Source organism: Rhodococcus opacus B4 (assembly GCF_000010805.1).
Lineage (GTDB): Bacteria > Actinomycetota > Actinomycetes > Mycobacteriales > Mycobacteriaceae > Rhodococcus_F > Rhodococcus_F opacus_C.
This window is the reverse complement of the sequence record NC_012522.1, coordinates 4,438,649-4,454,929: the sequence shown is the minus strand read 5'-3', so window position 1 is coordinate 4,454,929 and position 16,281 is coordinate 4,438,649. Positions and strand designations below refer to the sequence as shown.

Annotated in this window: 14 protein-coding genes; 7 read left to right on the top strand and 7 right to left on the bottom strand. The window is 69.3% G+C overall.

All coding sequences use genetic code 11. From position 1 onward, the window contains the following. Positions 1–272 precede the first annotated feature (272 nt). The gene (locus ROP_RS20535) at positions 273–5,759 is read left to right on the top strand and encodes a biotin carboxylase N-terminal domain-containing protein (protein WP_012691330.1); all 5,487 of its coding nucleotides are present in this window, start codon (positions 273–275) and stop codon (positions 5,757–5,759) included. A 224-nt stretch (positions 5,760–5,983) separates the two neighbouring features. Then, positions 5,984–6,364 carry an SHOCT domain-containing protein gene (locus tag ROP_RS20530; protein WP_012691329.1) on the top strand — a complete coding sequence of 127 codons (381 nt, stop codon included), beginning with the start codon at positions 5,984–5,986 and terminating at the stop codon, positions 6,362–6,364. A 60-nt stretch (positions 6,365–6,424) separates the two neighbouring features. Here ROP_RS20530 and ROP_RS20525 read toward each other — a convergent pair whose 3' ends face one another. After that, complete coding sequence (locus ROP_RS20525) at positions 6,425–7,318, bottom strand: LysR family transcriptional regulator (RefSeq protein WP_012691328.1); 894 nt, start codon at positions 7,316–7,318, stop codon at positions 6,425–6,427. Positions 7,319–7,390: 72 nt separating this feature from the next. Here ROP_RS20525 and ROP_RS20520 point away from each other — a divergent pair, with 72 nt between their 5' ends. The 3 genes from ROP_RS20520 to ROP_RS20510 are packed head-to-tail and all read left to right on the top strand — an operon-like array spanning position 7,391 to position 10,290. Beyond that, positions 7,391–8,308 carry an EamA family transporter gene (locus tag ROP_RS20520; protein WP_012691327.1) on the top strand — a complete coding sequence of 306 codons (918 nt, stop codon included), beginning with the start codon at positions 7,391–7,393 and terminating at the stop codon, positions 8,306–8,308. Positions 8,309–8,333: 25 nt separating this feature from the next. After that, positions 8,334–9,587 carry a Mur ligase family protein gene (locus ROP_RS20515; protein WP_012691326.1) on the top strand — a complete coding sequence of 418 codons (1,254 nt, stop codon included), beginning with the start codon at positions 8,334–8,336 and terminating at the stop codon, positions 9,585–9,587. Further along, positions 9,580–10,290 (top strand): type 1 glutamine amidotransferase, encoded by a 711-nt coding sequence (locus ROP_RS20510; RefSeq protein WP_012691325.1) that lies wholly within the window; start codon positions 9,580–9,582, stop codon positions 10,288–10,290. The genes ROP_RS20515 and ROP_RS20510 overlap by 8 nt, the downstream gene beginning before the upstream one ends. 84 nt (positions 10,291–10,374) lie before the next feature. On the opposite strand, the gene ROP_RS20505 is transcribed toward ROP_RS20510, so the two are convergent. Next, positions 10,375–11,391: a type IV toxin-antitoxin system AbiEi family antitoxin domain-containing protein gene (locus ROP_RS20505; RefSeq protein WP_012691324.1), complete on the bottom strand. Its 1,017-nt coding sequence runs from the start codon at positions 11,389–11,391 to the stop codon at positions 10,375–10,377. A 204-nt stretch (positions 11,392–11,595) separates the two neighbouring features. On the opposite strand from ROP_RS20505, the gene ROP_RS20500 reads away from it, so the two are divergent. Together ROP_RS20500 and ROP_RS20495 are read left to right on the top strand one after the other, a co-directional pair. Next, complete coding sequence (locus tag ROP_RS20500) at positions 11,596–12,042, top strand: SRPBCC family protein (protein WP_012691323.1); 447 nt, start codon at positions 11,596–11,598, stop codon at positions 12,040–12,042. Beyond that, complete coding sequence (locus ROP_RS20495) at positions 12,039–12,365, top strand: ArsR/SmtB family transcription factor (protein WP_012691322.1); 327 nt, start codon at positions 12,039–12,041, stop codon at positions 12,363–12,365. The genes ROP_RS20500 and ROP_RS20495 overlap by 4 nt, the downstream gene beginning before the upstream one ends. A gap of 126 nt (positions 12,366–12,491) precedes the next feature. Here the strand turns inward: ROP_RS20495 and ROP_RS20490 are convergent, their stop codons facing one another. From ROP_RS20490 to ROP_RS20470, 5 genes are all read right to left on the bottom strand, one after another. Beyond that, complete coding sequence (locus ROP_RS20490; RefSeq protein WP_012691321.1) at positions 12,492–13,949, bottom strand: MFS transporter; 1,458 nt, start codon at positions 13,947–13,949, stop codon at positions 12,492–12,494. Between the two features lie 85 nt (positions 13,950–14,034). Next, positions 14,035–14,607, bottom strand: coding sequence for a TetR/AcrR family transcriptional regulator (locus ROP_RS20485; protein WP_012691320.1), 573 nt, complete (start codon positions 14,605–14,607; stop codon positions 14,035–14,037). Next, positions 14,604–15,212 (bottom strand): recombination mediator RecR, encoded by a 609-nt coding sequence (gene recR, locus ROP_RS20480; RefSeq protein WP_005248644.1) that lies wholly within the window; start codon positions 15,210–15,212, stop codon positions 14,604–14,606. The genes ROP_RS20485 and recR overlap by 4 nt, the downstream gene beginning before the upstream one ends. Positions 15,213–15,221: 9 nt before the next feature. Then, positions 15,222–15,563: a YbaB/EbfC family nucleoid-associated protein gene (locus tag ROP_RS20475; RefSeq protein WP_012691319.1), complete on the bottom strand. Its 342-nt coding sequence runs from the start codon at positions 15,561–15,563 to the stop codon at positions 15,222–15,224. Positions 15,564–15,679: 116 nt separating this feature from the next. After that, entirely contained in the window at positions 15,680–16,114 is a 435-nt protein-coding gene (locus ROP_RS20470) for an SRPBCC family protein (protein ID WP_012691318.1), read from the bottom strand. Positions 16,115–16,281 lie beyond the last annotated feature (167 nt).

Sequence of the window (16,281 nt, the reverse complement as noted above, 5' to 3'; positions counted from 1 at the left end):
AAGTCCTTGAAGACTTGACAAGCCCGATCGGGCCCTCGCAGAAGTTACGCGCGGGTACATATTTTCGACGTTATGCTCGCATTCCCCGAGCATCGGCCCCGCAATGACGCAGGGCCGACGATCGCGTTCGGGGGCGCCCCTGGAGGTAGTCAAGCGGGTTGTGCAGGGGTGCACGTGTCCGCGAAGGCGGCACCCAGTCCTCGGCGGACATGGCCTTGGCCATCGAAACACTCTGCGGATCAATGAGTTTTACGGAAACGGAGCGATAACAGATGTTCAAGCGAATAGCGATAGTGAACCGCGGCGAGGCCGCCGTCCGCCTGATTCGTGCGGTGCGCGAACTGAACGCCGAGCACAACTACGGCATCCGCACCATCGCCCTGCACACCGAGGCAGAACGTCGCGCGATGTTCGTCCGGCAGGCCGACGAAGGTGTGTGCTTGCGCACAGTCAAGACCGGCACCGCCTACCTCGATCACGCCGAGCTGGCCCGCGCGCTGCGCGAGAGCAAGGCCGACGCCGTGTGGGTCGGCTGGGGCTTCGTCGCCGAGGATCCCGCGTTCGTCGAGGTGTGCAACCAGCTCGGCATCACGTTCATCGGCCCGCCCGCCGAGTCGATGCGACTCCTGGGCGACAAGGTCGAGGCCAAGCTCCTCGCCGAGAAGGTGGACGTGCCGGTCGCGCCGTGGAGCGGTGGCCCCGTCGCCACCCGCGCCGACGCCCGCCGTCACGCCCAGGCCATCGGCTACCCCCTCATCATCAAGGCCCGCTCCGGTGGCGGTGGCCGCGGCATCCGCAAGGTGTGGTCGGAGGACGAGCTCGAGCTCGCCCTCGAGCGCACCCAGGGCGAGGCGCAGCGCTCGTTCGGTGACCCCGTCGTCTTCATCGAGCGGCTGGTCACCGATGCCCGCCACGTCGAGGTCCAGGTCATCGCCGACCAGCACGGCAACGTGTGGGCACCCGGTGTCCGCGACTGCTCGATCCAGCGGAAGAACCAGAAGGTGATCGAGGAGTCGAGCTCCCCGCTCCTCACCGCCGAGCAGTCGAACAACCTGCGCGCCGTCTCCGCCGACCTCGTGCGTGCTGCCGGATACCACGGCGCCGCCACGGTCGAGTACCTGTACCAGCCGGAGCAGAAGTCCTTCACCTTCCTCGAGGTCAACACCCGACTGCAGGTGGAGCACCCCATCACCGAGGCCACCACCGGCATCGACCTGGTGAAGCTGCAGATCCTCGTCGCGAACGGCGAGCGCCTGGTCGGCGATTGCCCGCCGGAGTTCGGTCACGCCGTCGAGGCACGGCTCAACGCCGAGGACGCCGCCAACGGGTTCGCTCCTGCCCCCGGCGCCGTGCAGCTGCTGAAGTTCCCGCTCGGCTCCGGTCTCCGTGTCGACACCGGCATCGCCCAGGGCGACGTCATCCCGCCCGACTACGACTCGATGGTCGCCAAGGTCATCGCCTGGGGCCGCGACCGGCCCGAGGCCCTCGCCCGGCTCCGCACCGCGCTCCGCGAGACCACCGTGGTCCTGCAGGGCGGCACCACCACCAAGTCGTTCCTTCTCGAACTGCTCGACCGCGACGAGGTCATCTCCGCGTCCGCGGACACCGGCTGGCTCGACCGCACCGGCGTCGGCAGCGTCAACACGCCCACCAAGGTGGCCGACGTCGCGCTGATCGCCGCCGCCATCGACGTCTACGACGCCGAGGAGAAGCTCGAGCGCGAGGCCTTCCTGTCGTCGGCCCGCGGTGGCCGCCCCCGCGCCGGCCACGCCATCGGCCGCAAGGTGGAGCTCAGCTACCAGGGTCAGGCCTACGGCCTCACCGTCACGCAGGTCGGTGCGCACCGCTACCGCGTCGACGGCGACAGCCCCGACGTCGAGGTCGAGGTCGACCGGCTCAGCGAGTTCGAGAGCCGCCTCGTCGTCGGCACCCGCCGCCACCACGTCGTCTCCGTCGCAGGCCGCGCCCAGTACCTCGTCGAGGTCGACGGCATCAGCCACCAGATCAGCCAGGACGAGGCCGGCGTCGTCCGCGCCCCCGCTCCCGCGGTCGTCGTCGCGGTCCCCGTGTCCGTCGGCGACGAGGTCGAGGCCGGCGACACGCTGGTCGTCCTCGAGAGCATGAAGATGGAGACCGCCGTCCGCGCACCCGTCGCGGGCCGGGTCCGTGAAGTTCTCGCGATGGTCAACTCGCAGGTCGATGCCGGCACCGCACTGCTGCGCGTCGAGGAGACCGCGGAAGAGTCCGCCGCTCCGAAGTCGCCGCGCGTCGAGTTCGAGGTCGCCGCGCCCGCTTCCAAGGGCGACGTCCGCACCGACGCCCTCGAGCAGATCGACGCCCTCGGCGCGCTGCTCACCGGTTACGACGTCAGCGCGAAGCGGGCCGGCGTGCTCCTCGCCGGGTACGAGAAGCTCCGCGCCGAGATCGCGGGTGACGCGGATCTGGTGCAGGCGGAACTCGCCCTGCTGAACACGTTCGCAGACATCTGCGAGATCGGCCGCAACCGGCCGACCGTGGCCGAGGAGGACGGTGACGAGCGCGTCCACAGCCCGCGCGAGCACTTCCACACCTACCTCCACACCCTCGACGTCGAACTCGAAGGTCTGCCGGAGTCGTTCACGACCCGGCTGTCGCGGGCGCTGCGTCACTACGACGTCACCGACCTCGAGCGCACCGGCGAGCTGGAGGAGGCGGTCTACCGCCTGTTCCTCGCGCAGCAGCGCATGGACAACCAGGTTCCCGTCATCGCCGCCCTGCTCGACCGGTGGCTGAACGACGGCAACGCTCCCGGCCGCGCACCCAGCGGACTCGGCGAGGTCCTGGACCGGCTGATCATCGCCACCCAGGTCCGTTACCCGGTGATCGGCAACGTCGCCCGCAACGTGCGGTTCCGGTTCTTCGACGAGCCGCAGATCCGCAAGGCCCGCGAGCAGGTGTACGACGGTGTCCGCGGCAGCCTCGAGTACCTCGCCGAGAACCCCGGCGCCCCGGACTACCAGGAACGCCTCGAGGCCCTGGTCGCCACCCCGCAGTCGCTGACCGAGCTCCTCGGACAGCGGATCGCGCGCAAGAGCACGACCGTCGGCCCGCTGCTCGAGGTCGTCACCCGGCGCTACTACGACATCCGCACGCTCGAGGACGTCACCGCCTTCGAACGTCACGGACGCCGTTTCGTCACCGGCAACTTCGACCTGCTCGGCGAGCGCCTGAACCTGGTCTCCGCCGTCGCCGAGTACGCCGAACTGCCCGGCGCGCTCGACGAGATCGGTGCCGTCGCCTCGGAGAACCCCGAGAACCTCGTCCTCGACCTCTACCTGTCGTGGACCGCGCCGCCCGCCGGCCCGGACACCATGTCCGAGGACCTGCGGAAGGCACTGACGGCGCTGCCGCTGGCCGCGACCTGCCGCCGCGTCACGGTGTCCGTCTTCGGCGGAACCGACGTGGACGTTCGCAAGTTCACCTACCGCCCGGACGCAGGCGTCCTCGCGGAGGAGAAGCTGATCCGGGACATGCACCCGCTCACCGGTCAGCGACTCGACCTGTGGCGCCTGAAGAACTTCGACGGCACGCGCCTCCCCGCGTCCGCCGAGACGTTCCTGTTCAACCTGGTCTCGCGCGAGAATCCCACCGACGAACGCCTCATCGCGCTCGCCGAGGTCCGCGACATCACGCCGGTCCGCAACGAGGACGGCCAGGTCATCGGTGTTCCCGCCGCGGAACGCGTGCTGCAGTCGTGCCTCGACGGCATCCGCCGGGCGCAGGCCACGCGCGGCAGCAAGCGCAAGCTCGACGCCAACCGCGTCGTGCTGTACGTGTGGCCGAAGATCGACGTCCCCGTCGAGGACCTCGAGGCGTTCGCCCGGGTCGCGGCACCGCTCACCGCGGGCGCCGGCCTCGAGGAGATCACCGTGATCGCCCGCCTCCAGGGCGAGCCCGGCACGGAGTCGCGGGAGAAGGCTCTGCGCTTCTCCTACCGCACCGGCGCCGGCGTGGTCGTCAAGGTCACCGAGCCGCCGACCGAGCCGCTGCAGCCGCTCGACGCGTACACGCAGAAGGTCCGCAGCTCCCGCGCCCGCGGCACCGTCTACCCGTACGAGCTGATCCCGCTGCTCACCGGCCGCGACGGCAGCTTCGTCGAGCACGACCTGGACGAGTCGGGACAGCTGGTGCCCGTGGAGCGTCCGTACGGGCAGAACAAGGCCGGCCTCGTCGTCGGTCTGGTCACCGCCCGCACCGACCGGCACCCCGAGGGCATGACCCGCGTCGCGCTGTTCGGTGACCCGACGAAGGCACTGGGCACCGTCGCGGAGGCCGAGTGCGCCCGCCTCGTCGCCGGTGTCGACCTGGCCGAGAAGCTGGGTGTCCCGGTCGAGTGGTTCGCGCTGTCGTCCGGCGCGACGATCTCCATGGACAGCGGCACCGAGAACATGGACTGGGTCTCCCGCGGTCTGCGTCGCCTCATCACGTTCACGCAGGACGGTGGCGAGGTCAACGTGATCGTGGCCGGCATCAACGTCGGCGCGCAGCCGTACTGGAACGCCGAAGCCACGATGCTGATGCACACCAAGGGCATCCTCGTCATGACGCCGGACAGCGCCATGGTGCTCACCGGCAAGAACTCGCTCGACTACTCGGGTGGCGTCTCGGCCGAGGACAACTTCGGCATCGGCGGCTACGACCGCGTGATGGGCCCCAACGGTGAGGCGCAATACTGGGCGCCGAACCTGCCCGCCGCGTGCGAGATCCTGTTCGCGCACTACGACCACGCGTACGTCGTTGCCGGAGAACGCTTCCCGCGCCGGGCACAGACCAGCGACCCGATCGGGCGCGACGTGCGGTCCTTCCCGCACATCCACCCGTCCAGCGACTTCACCACGGTCGGCGACATCTTCTCCGCGGAGACGAACCCGGAACGCAAGAAGCCGTTCGACATTCGCACGGTGATGCGTTCGCTCGTCGACCAGGACCACACGGTGCTGGAGCGGTGGGCTGACATGGCGGACGCCGACACGTCCGTCGTGTTCGACGCACACCTCGGCGGATACCCGGTGAGCGTCATCGGCATCGAGTCGCGGGCCATCGCCCGCAAGGGCTGGTCGCCGGCCAACGGTCCCGACCAGTGGACCGCGGGCACGCTGTTCCCGCAGTCGTCGAAGAAGACGGCCCGGGCGATCAACGCCGCCAGCGGCAGCCGGCCGCTCGTGGTGCTGGCCAACCTGTCCGGTTTCGACGGATCCCCGGACTCGCTGCGGCACATCCAGCTCGAGTACGGCGCCGAGATCGGCCGCGCCATCGTCAACTTCGACGGCCCGATCGTGTTCTGCGTCGTCTCCCGCTACCACGGTGGCGCGTTCGTGGTGTTCTCCGGAGCACTGAACGACAACATGGAGGTCCTCGCGGTCGAGGGCTCGTTCGCCTCGGTCCTCGGTGGCGCCCCCGCCGCAGCCGTCGTGTTCACCCGTGAGGTCAACTCGCGGGTGGCGGCCGACCCGTCGATCCGGGAACTCGAGGCCAACCTGGCGGGCGCCCAGAACGACGCCCAGCAGGCTCACCTGCGGGTCGAGCTGGCAGCCCAGCAGGCCGCGGTGCGCAACGAGAAGCTCGGTGAGGTCGCGGCCGAGTTCGAGGCCGTGCACAACATCCAGCGGGCACAGCGGGTCGGTTCCGTCGACGCCGTCATCCCCGCCGTGGAGCTGCGTCCGTACATCATCGGTGCGGTCGAGCGCGGCATGCGCCGGGCGGTCGAAGCCGGCAAGTAGTCCCCACCCGAACGGCCGCGGCACCTACCGGTGTCGCGGCCGTTCGGCGTTTCGCGGGGGTGCCGCGTTGTGGGGCTTTGGACGGCCCAATGTCACCGCGGTCTGGTCACACTGCACCGATGTCACATCGGGCGCCGCATTTCACCTGTTTCGGATGACGCGGACGCTCCGGCCCGGTGCGATAGTCAGCGCAGAGTGAATTCGACTGTGAATGGAGCGCTGCAATGGACTCTTTCTGGGACTTTCTCTGGGTGATCATCGTCACCTTCGGCTTCGTGGCGTACCTGATCCTGTTGTTCTCCATCATCACCGACCTGTTCCGCGACCATAAGACGTCGGGCTGGGTGAAGGCGATCTGGATCGTCTTCCTGTTCTTCGTCCCCCTGCTGACCGCGCTCGTGTACCTCATCACCCGGAGCAAGAGCATGGCCGAGCGGTCGATGGCGGCCGCGCAGGAGGCGAAGCAGGCGCAGGACAGCTACATCCGGTCCGTCGCGGGCAAGTCCTCGGCCGAGCAGATCGCCGACGCGAAGGCCCTCCTCGATGCCGGCACCATCACGCAGACGGAATACGAAACGCTGAAGGCGAAGGCGCTGAGCAGCTGAGCGTCCGTTTTCACCGGAAGGCCCGCCCACTCGGCGGGCCTTCTTCCGTTTCCGGCCCCTTCACTCCGCGATCCGGGCCGCGACGTCCCGGAACGCCTGCAGCACGGTGGCGACGGCGGGAACGTCGTCGGCTGCGGGCCTTCGCGCCAATTCGTAGATGCGGGCGGCGCGCACCCCCGCGAGGGGAAGCTGGACCACCGAGCGACTGGTCACCGCGTGCCGGGCCAGCAGGGCCACGCCGTGACCGCCGGCGACGAGTTCCTCGATGACCCGGAAGTCGTTGATGCGCATCGCCACGTGCGGCTGCACACCGGTCGCGGCGGCCACCGACATCAGCACGTCGTCGACGGGAAACCCGCCGCGCACGCTGATCCACCGCTCGTCCGCCAACTGGTCCGGGCGAACCGCATCCTGTCCGGCGAGCGGGTGGCCGGGCGGCAGGATCAGGTCGATGGGTTCGCGCATCAGCGGCTCGGCCGTCACTCGCGGGGAGGACGTGTCCGGGGCCCGCTCGTCGCGATGGGTCAGCACCACGTCGTAATCGGCGAGAAGGGCGGGGACCGCGGCGGCCGGGAGGTCCTCGTCGCGCGCCTGCACGTCCACCCCGCTGCCCGCGAGTGCGTCCAGCAGTCCCGGCAGCAGCAGCGCGGCGCCGGACGGGAACAGTGCGACCCGCACCCGCCCGCGCGGCGACCCGCGGTAGGCGCTCATCTCCGCCGCCGCGCGATCGAGGGCGGCCACGACGTCGTCGGCGCGGACGACGAGGGCCTGACCGGCGTCGGTGAGCCGCAGCCGGCGGCCCGCCGGTTCGAGCAGCGTCACCCCGGCCTCCCGCGAGAGGATCTTGAGCTGCTGCGACACCGCCGACGGCGTCATCGACAACGCCTGTGCGGTCGCCGCCACCGTCCCGCGGTCCGCCAGCTCGCGAAGCACACGCAGCCGGGTCGCGTCCATGTAGCAAAACTACATCGATGGTGCACTTTTATGCGCTTGTCCTGATTGTTTCCGGCCCTCACGATGGAATGCATGACCTCCCGCGACCGGCTGCTCGGACTCACCGTCGTCGTCCTCTGGGGGCTCAACTTCCTCGCCATCCGCGCCGGCCTCGACCACTTCCCGCCGTTCTTCTTCGCGGCGCTGCGATTCTTCGTCATCGCGATCCCGGTGATCCTGTTCGTTCCCCGTCCGCAGGTCCCGCTGAAGTGGCTGCTCGTGTACGGCCTCGGGTTCGGCGTCGGCCAGTTCGCGTTCCTGTTCTGGGCCATGCACGTCGGGATGCCGACCGGACTGGCGTCGCTGGTGCTGCAGTCCTCGGCACCGTTCACCGTGGTCCTCGGCGCGGTCCTGCTGCGAGAGCGCCTGCGGCCGACGCAGGTCGGCGGACTGCTCGTCGCGATGGCCGGGATGGCGCTCATCGGCTGGGACCGCGCCCAGCACGCCGCACTGCTACCGGTCGCCCTGACGCTGCTCGCGGGACTGTCGTGGGCGGTGGGCAACATCGGCAACCGCAAGGCCGCGTCCGACCAGCCGATGCGCCTGATGCTGTGGATGTGCGTCATTCCGCCGCTGCCGATGCTGGCGCTGTCGTTCGCGGTGGAGGGCCCGTCGGCCGGCTGGGACTCCCTGACGTCGTCGTCGGAGGGCACCGGCCCGCTCGCCCTCGCGGGCCTCGCCTACATCGTGATCCTCGGCACGGTCGCGGGCTCGGGTCTGTGGACGGCGCTGCTCAGCCGCTACCCCGTCGGCACGGTCGCGCCGTTCACCCTGCTGGTCCCCATCGTCGGGATCGGGGCGTCCTGGCTGGTGCTGCACGAGGAGCCGAGTGTCCTGTCGCTGATCGGCGGGGCCGTCGTCATCGCCGGTGCCGCCGCCACCCAGGTGAGTGCCAATGTGCGTCCGGGCACACTTTCGCACTCACCTCCGCCCGCGCGAGTCGGCGTCTGACCTGACCCTGTGCAAAACTCGCGGAGTGAGTACTGGAACTGGGATCACCACGCGCGGCAAGCTCGCCCTGCGCGCAGCGGCGGCCGCCTCCTGGGCGTCGCAGAAGGCAGGACGCGGCAAGGGATCGATGATCGGCGGCCTGATCGCCCTCAAGATCGACCCGACGCTGATGGAACAGCTCGGCGCCCGGCGACGCACCGCGGTGATCACCGGCACCAACGGCAAGTCCACCACCACCCGGATGACCGCGGCGGCGCTCTCCACGCTCGGTGAGGTCGCGACCCAGGCCGACGGCGCCAACATGGACGCCGGCATCGTCGCCGCACTGAGCACCCGCGTCCACGCGCCCCTCGCCGCCCTCGAGGTCGACGAACTCCACGTCCCGCATGTCAGCGACGCCGTCAACCCCGAAGCCCTCGTCCTGCTCAACCTCAGCCGCGACCAACTCGACCGCGTCGGCGAGATCAACATGATCGAACGCAAACTCCGCGCCTGCGTCGCCGCGCACCCGGAGTCCGTCGTGATCGCCAACTGCGACGACGTCCTCGTCACCTCGGTGGCCTACGACGCGAAAAACGTCGTCTGGGTCGCCGCGGGCGGCGGCTGGGCCAGCGACGCCGCCAGCTGTCCGCGCACCGGCGAACCCATCGTCTGGGAGGGCTCGCACTGGCGCAGCACCGGATCCGACTTCGCGCGCCCCACCCCCGACTGGTGGCTGGACGACGAAAACCTGTACGGGCCCGACGGTCTCAAGATCCCGATGACCCTCGCCCTGCCCGGGCGCGCGAACCGCGGCAACGCCGCGCAGGCCGTCGCGGCGGCCGTCGCGATGGGCGCCGAGGCGGAGGACGCGGTCGCCGCCGCGGCCACCGTGCAGGAGGTCGCGGGCCGGTACAGCACCGTGGAGGTCGGGTCGCACTCCGTGCACATGCTGCTCGCCAAGAACCCCGCCGGCTGGCAGGAAGCGCTGTCGATGATCGACCCCACCGTCGACGGACTCGTGATCGCCGTCAACGGGCAGGTCCCCGACGGCGAGGACCTGTCCTGGCTGTGGGACGTGCGGTTCGAGCACTTCGAGGGCGTCAAGGTGGTCGCGGCCGGCGAACGCGGCACCGACCTCGCCGTCCGCCTCACCTACGCCGGCGTCGAGCACACGCTCGACCCGAACCCGTTGCGGGCCATCGCGTCCTGCCCACCCGGACGCGTCGAGGTGCTCGCCAACTACACCGCGTTCCGCGACCTCAACACCGCCATCGCGAAGGAGGCGCGCAATGCCTGACTCGACCGTCCGCATCGGCCTGGTGCTGCCCGACGTGATGGGCACCTACGGCGACGGCGGCAACGCCCTGATCCTCCGGCAGCGACTGCGGATGCGCGGCTACGACGCGGAGATCGTCGAGATCACGCTGAACGACCCGGTCCCGGAGTCCCTCGACGTGTACACGCTCGGCGGCGCCGAGGACTCGGCGCAGCGCCTCGCCACCCGGCACCTCGCCAAGTACCCCGGCCTGCAGAAGGCCGCCGAACGCGGCGCCCCCGTCCTGGCGATCTGCGCCGCCATCCAGGTGCTCGGCAACTGGTACGAGACGTCGAGCGGCGAACGCGTCGACGGTGTGTCGATGCTCGACGTCACCACGTCCCCGCAGGCGACGCGGTCCATCGGCGAGGTGATCACGACCCCGCAGATCGACGGGTTGACGCAGCCGCTGTCGGGGTTCGAGAACCACCGCGGCGGAACCACACTCGGCGCCGGAGCCCGTGGCCTCGCCCGGGTCACGCACGGCGTCGGCAACGGTGTCGGGGACGGGCTCGAGGGCGTCGTCCAGGGTTCCGTGATCGGCACGTACATGCACGGACCCGCGCTCGCCCGCAACCCCGAACTCGCCGACCTGCTGCTGAAGCGGGCGCTGGGCGTCGACGAACTCGCCCCCCTCGACCTGCCCGAGGTCGAGCAGCTGCGCCGGGAGCGTCTGCGCGTCTAGGTACGTGAGCGGCAAAGTGTGGTCCCGCACTCTTTCCCACTCACCTGCGCAGGTGAGTGGGAAAGAGCCCCCGGACACGCTTTTTCACTCACGTGGGCAGGCGGGACAGCGGTGCGACGTGTCGGTCCAGCCCTCGCGGACCAGCACCCGGCGTACCTCCTCGAACACCCCGCAGGGGTCGCGGGTGGTCTCGTCCCACCCGTAGACCAACCGCGGACGGTCGGCGAGTTCCGCGGCATTGTCGCGGCGGCGGTCACGGAAGCGGGACTGCTGTCCGCTGTGGTACTGCTGCCCGTCGAGCCGGACGATCAGCGGGACGCCGGTCGGGCTGTAGTCGACGTCCTCGTACAGAATTCGGCCGTCCACGACGTGCGGCATCTGACGCTTTCCGGCCGGCAGTCCGTGCGACCTCTCGACGTCGAGGGCGTACCGGTGCTCGAGGACGGATTGGACGCCGTCGCCGAGCAGCGTCACGGCGCCGGCGATGTCCGTCGCGTGCCGGTACGGGCGCCGGAGCTCGAGTTTCCGGCGGAGGGCGTCGACGTGGACCTTGCCGTTGGTGGCCGCCTCGATCAATCGCGCGGCAGCGTCCTTGGGGGTTGCTTCCGACGCCGCGACGTCGATCACCGTGTCGGCCTTGGATGTTCGGGGTTGGCGGAACGGGACGGAGATGTGCCCGAACGCCCGCGACCGATGGACCACGACACCGCCGTGCACGAGAGCGTTGCCGGCGGAGGTCGGGCGGGGGCCGCCCGGTGCGCGTACCGTCGACCCCTGGTTCACCGCCGAGCACTTGTAGGGCACGGTGATGTGGACCGGTGCGGACGGGTCGTCGATGCGGAGCATCCCCCATTCCTCGGCCGCGGTCCGGTGACTGAGGATCGCGCGGTCGCCGCCGTAGAGCAGCGCGGCGGAGAGGGCCATCGGGCGGGTGAGCGGGCCGTTGGTCACCGCGATGACCCGGGGAAACACCCTCAGCCATTGGCCGGTGACCACCCGGTGCCGGAGGGCGGTGGCACTGACGCCGTGCGCCCGTAGCTGTGCCGTGGTGACGACGCCGTCCTGGGCGTCGAGAAGCGCCTGCCATGAGTCGTGTTCCATGCCGGAAACGGTGTCGGCCCTCCCCGACACGGATCGCCCCGTCAGGCCCAGTTATCCACAGGCTGTGCATAACCAGGTGAGTGATAAGGCGCCCGCGGGCACGCTTCGCCACTCACCTGGGGGTGCAACCGTACAGTTGCAGAATGTCGAAAAGGGTGCAACCATGGAGTTGCACATCATCCGTCGTCGAGAAGGTGGTCCACCATGGACGCGTCGAGCAGCATCACCCGGACCGTTGTCGTCAATGCCCCGAGATCGGCGGTGTGGGCGGCGATCACGGATCCCGACAAGATCAGCCAGTGGTTCGGGCAGCGCACGTCGCTCGACCTCACGGTCGGCGGGAAGGCCGCTTTCACGTGGGACGAGCACGGCACCGCCCGCGCCGTCGTCACTGAGGTCGACGAACCGAACACCTTCGGATTCCGCTGGGCCGCCGACATCGACGCCGACCCGGTGGTCGGCAACTCCACCCTGGTGCGGTTCACGCTGTCGGAGCACGACTCCGGCACCGAACTGACCGTCGTGGAGACCGGGTTCGACACCCTCGACCGCGACGTCGCCGACCAGATGCGGGCCCGCGAGGGCAACGTCCAGGGGTGGCAGGCGGAACTGGACGAACTGGTCGCGTACCTGCACGGCGTGAAGGCATGAGCACGTATTCCGAACTGGCCTCGGTGTTCGCGGCGCTGTCGGACGAGACTCGCTGGGAGATCCTGACCGAACTCGGACGGTCCGACCAGTCGGCGTCGTCGCTGGCCACCCGGCTTCCGGTGTCGCGGCAGGCCATCGCGAAGCATCTGACCGCGCTGCAGGCCTGCGGACTGGTGGAGTCGGTGAAGGTGGGCCGAGAGGTCCGCTACCGCGCGCTGGGCGCCGAACTGAACAAGACGGCACGGACGCTGGAACGGATCGGGGCCGAGTGGGACCGCCGTTTGGCCGCCATCAAGGAGATCGCGGAGTCGATGGAGGAGTGAAGACCCCCAGACAGGGGTTCGGCCGGGAATGCTTCTGCATTCTCGGCCGGATCTCTGCTTCTCGAGTTTTCTCTGCTCACAGGTACATTTCCTCGATCCGCATCACTGACGATACACGCGAGTGATCTACGTCACAAGAGGTTCCACCAGACTTTTCTTCGCCCGATCGTGCCCGGGCAGGGCCAGGGACACCGCGAACACCAGGACCGCCAGCACGGCGCACACCCCGTAGGCGATCGAGAATCCGGCGGCGGACGCGACGCCGCCGACCATGCTCGCCGCCAGGACCGTCGCGACGACCGCACTGCACATGGTCGTGCCCATCGTCCGCAGCAACACGTTGACGCCGTTGGCCGCGGCCATCTGCGTGGACGGCACGGCCCGGACGATCAGCATCGGCAGCGTGCTGTACACCAGAGCGGTGCCGACAGCCGCGACGCCGAGCGCGGCGATCACCATCCACAGCTCCTTGTGTGGCACGGTGTGCAGCGCGTAGCCGAGGACGAGGCAGATCGCGCCCGACAGGATCGTCACCTTGGACCCGTAGCGCTCGGACACCCGGGCGCCGACCTGCGCGAAGACGATCATCGACAGACTCGTCGGGAGCTGGCACACCGCGGCCTGAAGGATCGTCAGCCCGTAGCCGGCGTCGCCGCGGGGCGTCTGCAGCAACTGCGTGGTGATGAGGGCGTTGCCGTAGAACGCGAACCCGACGAGCAGCGCCGTGACGTGGGGCAGCAGCACCGACCGTCGCGCCGACACCCGCAGGTCGACGAGCGGGTTCCGGTTGCGCAGCTGCTGATATCCCCACAGCGCGAACAGGAACACCGCGGACCCGAACATGCCGAGCACCGCGGGACTTCCCCAGCCCCACGAGCTGCCCTGGGTGATCGGGACGAGCAGGCAGACGAGCGCGGCGGTGAGGCCGACGGCGCCGACGCCGTCGAACCGCCCGCCCGACCGCACCTGGGACTCGCGGATGAACAGCACCGCGGCCGTGGTGACGGCGAGTCCGATTCCCGCGATGACCCAGAAGAGGACGTGCCAGTTGGAGTACTCGGCGACGGCGGCCGCGAAGGGCAGTCCGAGCGCGGTGCCGATCCCGAGGGTCGAGCTCATCATGGCGATGGCGCCGTGGACCTTCTCGCGCGGCAGCTCGTCTCGGAGGATCGAGATTCCGACCGGGATGACGGCGGCGCCCGCACCCTGCAGTCCCCGCGCGAAGATCAGGAAGGCGATGTCGGCCGTCACGGCGCAGATCAACGCGCCGATCGTCATGAAGACGAACGCGACGACAAGCATCCGCTTCTTGCCGAACATGTCGGCGAGCCTGCCGAAGATCGGGGTGACGACCGCGCCGACCAGGAGGGTGGTGGTGATCAGCCAGGACACCGACGTCTGACTCGCGCCGGTGAACGCCGGCATGCTGGGCAGGAGGGGCACCATGACCGTCTGCAGGACGGCCTGGAAGACACCCGCGAACGCGAGAATCGGGAAGAGGTAACGCGATCCGTTGGCCGATGCGGGGGACGCGACGGGCTGATCCGCGAGCGCCGACAGTGGGCGCGGCAACGAGATCGTCAAGTGTCACCCCTCGCGCAGCTGGTAAATAGTTGTTCACCACATTAGGTGAACAATCATTTACCCCGCAAGCCGGACAATCCGCCCCTCAGCCGTCGAGCAACTCCTGCACCAGTGGGGCGTAGTGCGCCACCACCTCGTCCGGGGTGCCCGTCGCATGCTCCTGCATCATCTTGCGGCGCATGACCGCGAGACCCGTCAGCATCGACATCACCAGTTCCGCGCGCAGCCGGCCACCGCGCCCGGGCAGCCGTTCGGCCAGCGCGTCGATCATCTGCGCCGAATAGTTGGCGCGCAGCTTGCGGCTGCTCTCCTCGCTCGGCCCGCTCATGAACAGGATGTTCAGCGACAGCGGCTTGTACGGCTCGAGCGGCCGCGCGAACATCGACACCATCCGCTCCCCGAGACCGTCCAGCGGACCACTGAACAGCACCTCTGCGGCGGACCGGAAGTCGACGAGTGCGTCGAACAGCTGCTCCTTCGACCCGAAGTACTTGATGATCAGCGGTGCGCTGACCCCGGCATCCTCGGCGATGTCCTTGAGCGTGATCTCCCGGTACGGACGCGTCGCGAACGCCCGCCCGGCCGCGTCGACGATCAGCGAGCGCGACTGCTCGGCCGTCCGCTTCACGGGCGCCGCCGTGCCCGGATCCGACGTCACAGCGTGCGCCTCCCCGACAACGCCCGGCCCAGCGTGAGCTCGTCGGCGAACTCGAGGTCGCCGCCCATCGGCAGCCCCGACGCGAGCCGGCTGACCGTGAGACCGGGGAAGTCCCGCAGCATCCGCACCAGATACGTCGCGGTGGCCTCCCCCTCCGTGTTGGGGTCGGTCGCGATGATCACCTCGGAAACGTCGACGCCGTCCTCCTGATTACCGATGCGCGCGAGCAACTCCCGGATACGCAGCTGGTCCGGGCCCACCCCGGACAGCGGGTCCAGCGCGCCGCCGAGGACGTGGTAGCGGCCCTTGAACTCGCGGGTGCGCTCCACGGCCTGCACGTCCTTCGGCTCCTCGACCACACAGATCACCGTGCGGTCCCGGCGCGGATCGGCGCAGATGCGGCAGTGTTCCTTGTCGGACACCGTGCCGCACACCACGCAGAACTGGACGCCGTCACGCACCCGTTGCAGCGCGTTCTTGAGCCGGTCGATCTCCGGCGGCTCGACACTGAGCAGGTGAAACGCGATGCGCTGCGCGCTCTTCGGCCCGACGCCGGGCAGTTTGCCCAGCTCGTCGATCAGATCCTGAACCGGACCTTCGTACACGCCGCGCCTCTAGAAACCGGGGAGGCCGGGCAGGCCTCCCCCACCGAATCCACCCGCGAGCGGACCGAGCTTCTGCGCCGCGATCTCCTGCGCCTTGCTCGACGCGTCCTCGATCGCACCGATCACGAGGTCCTGCAGAGTCTCCACGTCGTCGGGATCGACGACCTTCGGATCGATCTTCAGACCGACCACCTCACCTGTCCCCTTGACCGTCGCGGTCACGAGTCCGCCACCGGCCTGCCCGGTGACCTCGGCCTCGGCCATCTCCTGCTGCGCGGCCATCAGCTGCTGCTGCATCTGCTGCGCCTGCGCGAGGAGCTGCGACATGTCGGGTTGTCCACCTGGTTGCACTGACGTGGTCCTTTCTGCTGTTTCCCCTGCCAGCGTAGACCGTGACCGTCCGCGCGGTCCGGCGCCGACGCCGCCCGGCGACTCGCGTCGACGGCGCCGGAGCGAACGGGACCGGGTCAGCCGAGTTCGCGCTCGAGATTCGCCAGCACCTGCCCCTGGATCTTCTTCAGGCCCAGCGGGGCGAACGTCTTCTCGAAGAAGCCGCCGATGCCGCCGGCACCCTTCCACTCGGTGGTCGTGGTGACGGTCGACCCGCTGCCGCTCGGCGCGACGACCCAGGTGGTGACGAGCGAAGAGTTCGCGTCCGTCTCGGTGATCGTGTTCCCCGCCACGGTGACCGTCGCCTTGATGTCGCGGGACCGCTTCTCGGTGGCCTTCAGCGTCCACTGCGCGACGGTGCCGCCGCCCTGCCCGCCCTCGAGGACGCGGTAGTCCAGGTACTGCTCCGAGAGGATGCGCGGACGCACCGTCTCGTAGTCCGTCAACGCCGCGAGCGTCTTCTCCGGTGTGGCTGCGACGGTGATCGAACTGCTCGCGCTGACCTGGCCCACTGTTCTGACTCCTCTTGTACGATTTGTACGAAACTGCTTCCTCCTCTCATCCTGCCTGCCGTCCTCGACTCCGGGCGATGACGTGGCAATCTATTGTGAGGTAGCTCACTTCGGCATGGTCGCGACCCGCACATTGATGAGACATTTGTGTGAATCTTGGGTCGCGC

Coding starts and splice junctions, on each gene's coding strand:
- ROP_RS20535 (WP_012691330.1), top strand. CDS start 273: ATGTTCAAGCGAATAGCGATAGTGAACCGCGGCGAGGCCGCCGTCCGC.
- ROP_RS20530 (WP_012691329.1), top strand. CDS start 5,984: ATGGACTCTTTCTGGGACTTTCTCTGGGTGATCATCGTCACCTTCGGC.
- ROP_RS20525 (WP_012691328.1), bottom strand. CDS start 7,318: ATGGACGCGACCCGGCTGCGTGTGCTTCGCGAGCTGGCGGACCGCGGG.
- ROP_RS20520 (WP_012691327.1), top strand. CDS start 7,391: ATGACCTCCCGCGACCGGCTGCTCGGACTCACCGTCGTCGTCCTCTGG.
- ROP_RS20510 (WP_012691325.1), top strand. CDS start 9,580: ATGCCTGACTCGACCGTCCGCATCGGCCTGGTGCTGCCCGACGTGATG.
- ROP_RS20505 (WP_012691324.1), bottom strand. CDS start 11,391: ATGGAACACGACTCATGGCAGGCGCTTCTCGACGCCCAGGACGGCGTC.
- ROP_RS20500 (WP_012691323.1), top strand. CDS start 11,596: ATGGACGCGTCGAGCAGCATCACCCGGACCGTTGTCGTCAATGCCCCG.
- ROP_RS20495 (WP_012691322.1), top strand. CDS start 12,039: ATGAGCACGTATTCCGAACTGGCCTCGGTGTTCGCGGCGCTGTCGGAC.